Annotated in this window: 1 protein-coding gene, 1 pseudogene and 1 CRISPR repeat array; the gene and the pseudogene both read right to left on the bottom strand. The window is 53.0% G+C overall.

Going from position 1 to position 10180, the window contains the following annotated elements; translation table 11 throughout:
• Positions 1 to 139: 139 nt before the first annotated feature.
• Positions 140 to 8749: direct repeats of the CRISPR family, unit length 32 nt; unit sequence GTTTCAATCCACGCACCCGCAGGGGGTGCGAC.
• A gap of 152 nt (positions 8750 to 8901) precedes the next feature.
• The gene (gene cas2 / locus Psfp_RS20220; RefSeq protein WP_134220316.1) at positions 8902 to 9204 is read right to left on the bottom strand and encodes a CRISPR-associated endonuclease Cas2; all 303 of its coding nucleotides are present in this window, start codon (positions 9202 to 9204) and stop codon (positions 8902 to 8904) included.
• A gap of 10 nt (positions 9205 to 9214) precedes the next feature.
• Positions 9215 to 10042, bottom strand: a pseudogene (gene cas1c / locus Psfp_RS20225) (type I-C CRISPR-associated endonuclease Cas1c); the annotation flags it as partial.
• Positions 10043 to 10180: the final 138 nt, after the last annotated feature.

The following is a 10180-nucleotide window of genomic DNA, read 5'->3' on the forward strand; positions in this document are numbered from 1 at the left end:
GCAAAACATATATTGTGCAATTTTTAAGTTTTTCCAAACAAAAATTGTGCAAATTTTGCAGTTTGAATAGAAATTTTAAGCCTAATTATTGTGCAAATCGCTAGGACAAAGATTCTGCAAAATTACACTATAAAACAACGTTTCAATCCACGCACCCGCAGGGGGTGCGACTGAGGTGATGGTGTGATACTTGTTAGGCAACCTGTTTCAATCCACGCACCCGCAGGGGGTGCGACGCGTCCCGCTGGGTTCCTTGGTATAAAACAACGTTTCAATCCACGCACCCGCAGGGGGTGCGACCTGGCCGCCTCATTAGCCTCAGCCTCCAGTTGGCGTTTCAATCCACGCACCCGCAGGGGGTGCGACGGGTTGTTCTAGGCGTAATAACCGCCTGATGGAGTTTCAATCCACGCACCCGCAGGGGGTGCGACAACTCGCCGCCGGGTACTGTAGCTACCATGGCGAGTTTCAATCCACGCACCCGCAGGGGGTGCGACCCGCATTGGTGCTGTTAGTACGGTTACTGCCTGTTTCAATCCACGCACCCGCAGGGGGTGCGACGCGCTCCGGCATCCCCGACACACACCCGAGGCGTTTCAATCCACGCACCCGCAGGGGGTGCGACCATCGTATTTCTCAGCCAGGTCAACAAACCACTGTTTCAATCCACGCACCCGCAGGGGGTGCGACGCTTGTCCACGTCGACATCTCCTTACTCATTTGTTTCAATCCACGCACCCGCAGGGGGTGCGACGCCCATTAGCTTTCATGTTCATAATCTCATGGAGTTTCAATCCACGCACCCGCAGGGGGTGCGACAGCTTCCTGGACATCCTCTTTTGTAATCTCTGGGTTTCAATCCACGCACCCGCAGGGGGTGCGACCCACCTTAGAGGTGGTGTTTTTGTTTAATGGTGGTTTCAATCCACGCACCCGCAGGGGGTGCGACCCAGAAGAGGCTTGCCGAAGAGCACGAACGGGAGTTTCAATCCACGCACCCGCAGGGGGTGCGACCCATGCCCCGCGTCAATGTTCAATTTCCAGACGTTTCAATCCACGCACCCGCAGGGGGTGCGACAAACCAAGGTGGTGAATTAAGTGCAGGTTGGTGTTTCAATCCACGCACCCGCAGGGGGTGCGACTTTGGGTATGGCCGGCCAGCGCTTCTCTTTGAGGTTTCAATCCACGCACCCGCAGGGGGTGCGACAAAATTTAGCCAACCGTGCAGCTTCATCATCGGTTTCAATCCACGCACCCGCAGGGGGTGCGACGGTGCTTTGAGTGATTTTGCAGTGTCGTAAACGTTTCAATCCACGCACCCGCAGGGGGTGCGACACTCTGTGTCAGTGCCACACGTTGGGCAAAATGGTTTCAATCCACGCACCCGCAGGGGGTGCGACATGCCTTTGGGCAAAGCTTTGTAACCACCGATGGTTTCAATCCACGCACCCGCAGGGGGTGCGACACATAATTTGGTTTGGTTTCAAACCAAGGTGGTGTTTCAATCCACGCACCCGCAGGGGGTGCGACTTGGGGCAGTATTTATGGCTGTAAACACACAAGTTTCAATCCACGCACCCGCAGGGGGTGCGACTGGTGCAGCCGCACTTAGGGCAAGTTGCCATAGTTTCAATCCACGCACCCGCAGGGGGTGCGACAGATACTCGTGGAGCAGCTTTATGTGCTGTCTGTTTCAATCCACGCACCCGCAGGGGGTGCGACACGATAAGCTTGTGAGCAAATTGTCACCACCTTTAGTTTCAATCCACGCACCCGCAGGGGGTGCGACACAAGATAACAAACGAGAGGTGATTTAATCATGTTTCAATCCACGCACCCGCAGGGGGTGCGACAAGCAATGATCGCTTCGGTACCCAGCGCTTGGAAGTTTCAATCCACGCACCCGCAGGGGGTGCGACATGCACTGGCTTGCGCCTCCTCAATCAACCTCTGTTTCAATCCACGCACCCGCAGGGGGTGCGACTATAACTCGCTGAACGGGCACATGACCGACATGCGTTTCAATCCACGCACCCGCAGGGGGTGCGACTGCGGTTTGCGTGGTCTTTGTCGGCGGTAACTGGTTTCAATCCACGCACCCGCAGGGGGTGCGACTTAGCGCTCACACGCCTACTACCTATTACGCTGTTTCAATCCACGCACCCGCAGGGGGTGCGACCCTATTCAAACTGCTTACTCCTTACGAAGGATGGTTTCAATCCACGCACCCGCAGGGGGTGCGACTGCCAATATTGCGGCCATAAATGGGCTGATAAGTTTCAATCCACGCACCCGCAGGGGGTGCGACGTGCGGTTTGCGTGGTCTTTGTCGGCGGTAACTGGTTTCAATCCACGCACCCGCAGGGGGTGCGACCCAAGATTAAGCGCGTTCATACACGCCTCTTTGTTTCAATCCACGCACCCGCAGGGGGTGCGACTAAACCTTTGGCAATGCTTAAGCCAACACGCTTGTTTCAATCCACGCACCCGCAGGGGGTGCGACGATTAGTGCTTGGATTATTTCTTCGTCGCGTGGTTTCAATCCACGCACCCGCAGGGGGTGCGACTGGACCGTCAGGGATTTAGGACCGATACTTACGGTTTCAATCCACGCACCCGCAGGGGGTGCGACTAGTAGTGCTCGAAAATGACCCTTTGCTTAAAGGTTTCAATCCACGCACCCGCAGGGGGTGCGACGCGGATGTTTTGAGGATTACTGTGGAGAGCGGGTTTCAATCCACGCACCCGCAGGGGGTGCGACGTAGGGTAGATGTTTACGACGATGAGATATTCGATGTTTCAATCCACGCACCCGCAGGGGGTGCGACATGGGTTGGTGCTAAAGACAGTGATGGTTATGGTTTCAATCCACGCACCCGCAGGGGGTGCGACCTTGGGCTAGATATGAGTATAGCTTGAGTTATGTTTCAATCCACGCACCCGCAGGGGGTGCGACCAAATCCAGCTTTAATCATGGGCATATAGCGAGTTTCAATCCACGCACCCGCAGGGGGTGCGACGGCGCACGCTCATATGACCCAGTATTTTTAATTTTGTTTCAATCCACGCACCCGCAGGGGGTGCGACCCTGCCCTAAATGGCGAATGTTCTCATTTGCGGGTTTCAATCCACGCACCCGCAGGGGGTGCGACTGGAGCCGTATTAACTGAGGTACAGACGGCATTTGTTTCAATCCACGCACCCGCAGGGGGTGCGACTTCACATAATGGACAATATTTTACAGTCATCAGTTTCAATCCACGCACCCGCAGGGGGTGCGACCGGTCAATACCGGCACTGCTAACGTAGCTATCGGTTTCAATCCACGCACCCGCAGGGGGTGCGACTTCATCCTTGTCGTATCCCTGTTCTTGTTCAAAGTTTCAATCCACGCACCCGCAGGGGGTGCGACGCGTACCTGACTCCCGCACCTACGTCGTACGTGTTTCAATCCACGCACCCGCAGGGGGTGCGACGATGGCCGCAGGCGTAGAGGGCGGGCTAAACAGTGTTTCAATCCACGCACCCGCAGGGGGTGCGACTCCGTGCCAACAGTAACATTGCCGGCCACGGCAGTTTCAATCCACGCACCCGCAGGGGGTGCGACCTAATCTGGGACTAAAAAAACCACTTGGAAACGAGTTTCAATCCACGCACCCGCAGGGGGTGCGACACGGACGGACGGTGGATGATATGACCACGCAGGTTTCAATCCACGCACCCGCAGGGGGTGCGACTCAAGTTTCCTCGCCTTCTTCCGGTGGCTCTAAGTTTCAATCCACGCACCCGCAGGGGGTGCGACAATCTCCTGCTGGCCGTCTTTGTACGTCACCCGGTTTCAATCCACGCACCCGCAGGGGGTGCGACTATCACTCCACCAGGAAATAATCGATACGCTATATGTTTCAATCCACGCACCCGCAGGGGGTGCGACGTCAGCTGCCCAGGTCCGCAAGCTCATCGGCCAAAAGTTTCAATCCACGCACCCGCAGGGGGTGCGACGGGGCCAGGGTAACGCTACCGGAGGGCGGTGGTGTTTCAATCCACGCACCCGCAGGGGGTGCGACGGGCGTATCTGGACGATTGATAAACATTTTTTTGTTTCAATCCACGCACCCGCAGGGGGTGCGACTCTCAGCTTCCCGGTAAAGGCAGCGAATAAGAGTTTCAATCCACGCACCCGCAGGGGGTGCGACGCCTTACCGGGGGGCAGTGGTGCTTACACCCGGTTTCAATCCACGCACCCGCAGGGGGTGCGACACAAAGGACTCCGGCATCAAGGCAACTTCATCGTTTCAATCCACGCACCCGCAGGGGGTGCGACTAGCCAGGCGGATGTTCCCCTTCGCCCACCGGGTTTCAATCCACGCACCCGCAGGGGGTGCGACTTAGGTGATGCCTAAAGCGATGGCAAGTGATTGTTTCAATCCACGCACCCGCAGGGGGTGCGACGCTATACACCAGCAGGCGGCACAAGTACTGGCTGTTTCAATCCACGCACCCGCAGGGGGTGCGACTGAGTATCTTAAGGATCCTAATCTAAACGCCACGGTTTCAATCCACGCACCCGCAGGGGGTGCGACCGATGAGCTTGAGGCTAATATCGTAAAAGAGTGGTTTCAATCCACGCACCCGCAGGGGGTGCGACCAGTCCATCAAGTCGCCTTAAGCTACTTTCTAGTGTTTCAATCCACGCACCCGCAGGGGGTGCGACGTGTATGAGGCGGTGGAGCAGGGGTTGATACGGGTTTCAATCCACGCACCCGCAGGGGGTGCGACTCTCACAAAGTGGAATAGTAACAAAATATGATGGTTTCAATCCACGCACCCGCAGGGGGTGCGACTATTAATGGATTGGCATTAGCAGTTGTAGCAATGTTTCAATCCACGCACCCGCAGGGGGTGCGACTTAACCCAATATCGATATTTTCAATCATATTTGTTTCAATCCACGCACCCGCAGGGGGTGCGACATGTTCGGGTAATTGTTTCAATTGTATCACCAAGTTTCAATCCACGCACCCGCAGGGGGTGCGACTAGCGTGTAGAGTCCATTCACCACTGTTAAACGTTTCAATCCACGCACCCGCAGGGGGTGCGACTTGGTTGTATTTTAAAATTTTTGTCAATCATTGGTTTCAATCCACGCACCCGCAGGGGGTGCGACGGAATTTAATTGAAAACAAAAAGATTTATGCAGTTTCAATCCACGCACCCGCAGGGGGTGCGACTTGGGATTCTCCTTTTAATGGTATTTTTAAAGGGGTTTCAATCCACGCACCCGCAGGGGGTGCGACTGTGCCTCTTGTGCTAAAGAACATGGAGAAAAAGTTTCAATCCACGCACCCGCAGGGGGTGCGACTTAAGTAAAAGATTTTCAACCTCAGTAAATTTAGTTTCAATCCACGCACCCGCAGGGGGTGCGACACGACCCATGATTATAATATTTTTCATTTTTTGTTTCAATCCACGCACCCGCAGGGGGTGCGACTAGTCTACCCTCTATCCCGTACATTACTTTCGGGTTTCAATCCACGCACCCGCAGGGGGTGCGACCCATATTTTTGAATAAAACTTGCCTTTGGTAATGTTTCAATCCACGCACCCGCAGGGGGTGCGACGTTGCTCAATGCCATAATATAAATAAGAAGCCAGTTTCAATCCACGCACCCGCAGGGGGTGCGACGCAGATGTACAGCATGTGACGAATGGTATCCAGTTTCAATCCACGCACCCGCAGGGGGTGCGACTGGTTGGAATTTTTAAAGAATACATATGGTTTAGTTTCAATCCACGCACCCGCAGGGGGTGCGACGTAAAATTTTATATTCATTTTAACACCTCCTAGTTTCAATCCACGCACCCGCAGGGGGTGCGACGGTATTTTTATATTTGTAATGATTAATTTTAAAATGTTTCAATCCACGCACCCGCAGGGGGTGCGACCAAAGGAGCAAGTACTTTCTCCAGGGTTTTTTGTTTCAATCCACGCACCCGCAGGGGGTGCGACCCAGTTCCTCAAAATCAACATTAAGCCGGTTTGTTTCAATCCACGCACCCGCAGGGGGTGCGACTTCTCGCCATCATCCGGCGCGCTCTGATTGTAAGTTTCAATCCACGCACCCGCAGGGGGTGCGACGTGATAGCGCGCCATGGCATCCTCCAGTTTCATGTTTCAATCCACGCACCCGCAGGGGGTGCGACATACCAAATAAAAAAGATATTGCGGCGGCGATGTTTCAATCCACGCACCCGCAGGGGGTGCGACTGGCCGCTGTCTCTTAGGTCGTCCAGCGTGGGAGTTTCAATCCACGCACCCGCAGGGGGTGCGACCTGTAACGGTAAGCCTAATAAAAAACGTAGCCGTTTCAATCCACGCACCCGCAGGGGGTGCGACAGCTCACGTTGGGACCGGTGGCTCTGCTCATGCGTTTCAATCCACGCACCCGCAGGGGGTGCGACCTTTATAACAGCATTAACCCTCTGCAACTTGCTAGTTTCAATCCACGCACCCGCAGGGGGTGCGACTTTTAATAAAATTGCAATACCCAAAACAACCAGTTTCAATCCACGCACCCGCAGGGGGTGCGACTACAAGTGGGAATTTCCATTAGACCGATTTGAAGTTTCAATCCACGCACCCGCAGGGGGTGCGACGTCAACTAAAAAATCTCAACCTTGGCCCAAAGCCGTTTCAATCCACGCACCCGCAGGGGGTGCGACACATCTTTCTCGGTCCAAAATGACATTGGTCGGGTTTCAATCCACGCACCCGCAGGGGGTGCGACCCTGTTCTAATGTTTCACCAACCAAACCCCAAGTTTCAATCCACGCACCCGCAGGGGGTGCGACCTTGGTCGATAATCATAGTCCTCTTAATCACGAAGTTTCAATCCACGCACCCGCAGGGGGTGCGACTTGGTATCAAGGGTTCTTTGATGTTGCAAGCCGGGTTTCAATCCACGCACCCGCAGGGGGTGCGACCAAGGCGGCTGATGCTGACAAGGTTGTAGCTGTGTTTCAATCCACGCACCCGCAGGGGGTGCGACGGTTCGATTCCTGCCAGGCGCACCAAAATATATGTTTCAATCCACGCACCCGCAGGGGGTGCGACACTTTTATATTTGTTTTGTAGTGTATTTTAACAAGGTTTCAATCCACGCACCCGCAGGGGGTGCGACGCACGGTCAATAGTTGCATGGTAATCACTCACAGTTTCAATCCACGCACCCGCAGGGGGTGCGACCATTTCCGAGTTAAGATCTGCTAATTGATCAAGGGTTTCAATCCACGCACCCGCAGGGGGTGCGACTTCAGATAATTTTTTCATTGTTTCACCTCCTAGTTTCAATCCACGCACCCGCAGGGGGTGCGACTTCAAATATTGAAATACCTGAAGACAAACACGAAGTTTCAATCCACGCACCCGCAGGGGGTGCGACTGCAATTAAACCAGAGCTTTGCACCCTCAACGGTTTCAATCCACGCACCCGCAGGGGGTGCGACGGGTCATCTGGCAGGCCGTCTTTCCAGTCTATATGTTTCAATCCACGCACCCGCAGGGGGTGCGACGCCCTTCAATGGGCTTATCGCCGCTTTTCAGCGTGTTTCAATCCACGCACCCGCAGGGGGTGCGACGCCGGGGTCGGCGTATGAGGCTTGCGGCAGGTGGTTTCAATCCACGCACCCGCAGGGGGTGCGACGCCGGCCTCGAATGATTCACCTAACCAACCGGTGTTTCAATCCACGCACCCGCAGGGGGTGCGACTTGGTCGCCCCTAAAAGATAAGTTTGCTTTCGCTAGTTTCAATCCACGCACCCGCAGGGGGTGCGACTTCGATGGTATTAGGCATGGTATCCCTCCTCTGGTTTCAATCCACGCACCCGCAGGGGGTGCGACGAGTATCGCCAACAAATCAATGCGGGTGTCTTTAGTTTCAATCCACGCACCCGCAGGGGGTGCGACATAACCAGGCGGCTGTTCCCCTTCGCCCACCGGGTTTCAATCCACGCACCCGCAGGGGGTGCGACGTTTATTTCTGTAGCACCAACCGCATCCCATTGTTTCAATCCACGCACCCGCAGGGGGTGCGACGGACACATACAGGGCATCCAACCAGGCTTTCGAGTTTCAATCCACGCACCCGCAGGGGGTGCGACCATTGACCTGGCCCTGATGGTTTAGGTTGTCAGTGTTTCAATCCACGCACCCGCAGGGGGTGCGACGGGGACTCCACAAACCACCTTGATTGGGTAGGGGTTTCAATCCACGCACCCGCAGGGGGTGCGACAAAAACCAACGCAAAAGTTATCACCGTAACCATGTTTCAATCCACGCACCCGCAGGGGGTGCGACCTTGAGGCTGCCAACACCCGCCTGATTAACGCCGTTTCAATCCACGCACCCGCAGGGGGTGCGACCCGACTACAATGTTTTTTACTGCTTCCCACACCGTTGTTTCAATCCACGCACCCGCAGGGGGTGCGACTCACTGCCTACTTTGTAAGCGGCGATACCGGCCTGTTTCAATCCACGCACCCGCAGGGGGTGCGACTAACCAGGCGGCTGTTCCCCTTCGCCCACCGGGTTTCAATCCACGCACCCGCAGGGGGTGCGACGTTGATAACAAATAAGGTGGATCCGCATAAATCAGTTTCAATCCACGCACCCGCAGGGGGTGCGACTCAGCCAAAGAGTGGTGATAATAGGTGTTGTTGTTTCAATCCACGCACCCGCAGGGGGTGCGACTGTCAAAGTGGAAAACCTTTAATCGCAAGGCTTGTTAAGCTTTGTTTCGCGAATCAATTTTTTATGAGGTTTTATTTTGCAAGAAATTAGAAGATAACACAAAAATCCTTTTATATTTGGTCAGTGCGAAACCAATAGAAAATTAATGCCAGCTATAGGTTCGCATCAATAATTAGAATGCCTTCAGGATCGTAGGTTTCTTTAATTCCATAATGCTCTACCCGTCTTTTCCAATTGGCCCCAAGAAAATAATAGCGCAAACTGTCCTTTTCCGGATCAACAATACTCTCTAAACGATGCTTAAGATCTGTAAATTGTGTTGGATCAACCAGGCATTCGAATACAGAATTTTGCACCCTCTGTCCGAAGTTCTTGCATTGCTTTGCAACATTACGTAAACGTTTCTTTCCTGAAGCAGTAGTTACGTTAACATCATAAGTAATGAGCACCATCATTAAGAGCACCTCATTTCCAGAAAAACGGGGGGTAATCTTCTATATCGCCTCTAATATGTCTGGCTAAAAGCATAGCCTGAATGTACGGAACAAGTCCTAATGATACTTTTTCTTCTAAATATGGGTGCATTATCTCCTCCCCCTTACGTTTCTGCCAGGCAAGTAGCACTTCTTTTCTTGTGTTATCATCCATTACGACCGCGCCATTTTCTTTAATGACAAACCCGTTGGCACTAATTTGATTGCGATTTATAAGTGTCAACGCAAGCCTGTCAGCAAAATGGGGTCTTAGTTCTTCCATTACATCGAGTGCAAGACTTGCCCTTCCTGGTCTGTCCCTATGTAGAAAACCCGCTTGGGGATCAAGACCAATACTTTCAAGTGCAGCAACAATTTCATGGGTTAGTAAAGTATACAGAAAAGACAACAAAGCATTTATCCGATCTAATGGTGGACGTCGGTTTCTTTCAGTCATGCTGAAATCTTCCTTTTGGCTAAGTATAAGCTGATTAAATGCAGTAAAGTACAGATATGCTGCTTGTCCCTCCAGACCTCTCAGAGCATGCAAATCTTTAACTTTATCCAATTGCTTCGCCAAATTTGCTAAACCTCTCATAGTGTCGGTCAGTAACTTTATATCGACGACTTGTGAATGATCACGTACTGCACGATGCAAAACTGCTCTACAGTTCATAATTTTAGCTAAAATAAAGTGGTTCGCTAACCTTAGTGTTATGGTATCGTTTTCCGTCCAGCGGTACTGATTTCTTCTTAAGAGGATATTACCGGATACCTTGCCTGTAACACGTCCCATGAATTTTCCGTATTCAGTTAAAAAGGAAAGCGCTACATAGGTGTTCGGTTAACCAGAATTAGGTAACTCATAGATAATAATAAAGAAGGGAAAACCCTCAAGTCGACAGAATCAGGGAATATTCAAGTATAAATAATTTCCAGGAGGTCGCCCTGATGACTG

The sequence above is a fragment of the Pelotomaculum sp. FP genome (assembly GCF_004369245.1).
Lineage (GTDB): Bacteria > Bacillota > Desulfotomaculia > Desulfotomaculales > Pelotomaculaceae > Pelotomaculum_C > Pelotomaculum_C schinkii.

Excerpts from the sequence above, each read along its gene's own strand:
- cas2 (WP_134220316.1), bottom strand. The coding sequence starts at position 9,204 with ATGATGGTGCTCATTACTTATGATGTTAACGTAACTACTGCTTCAGGA.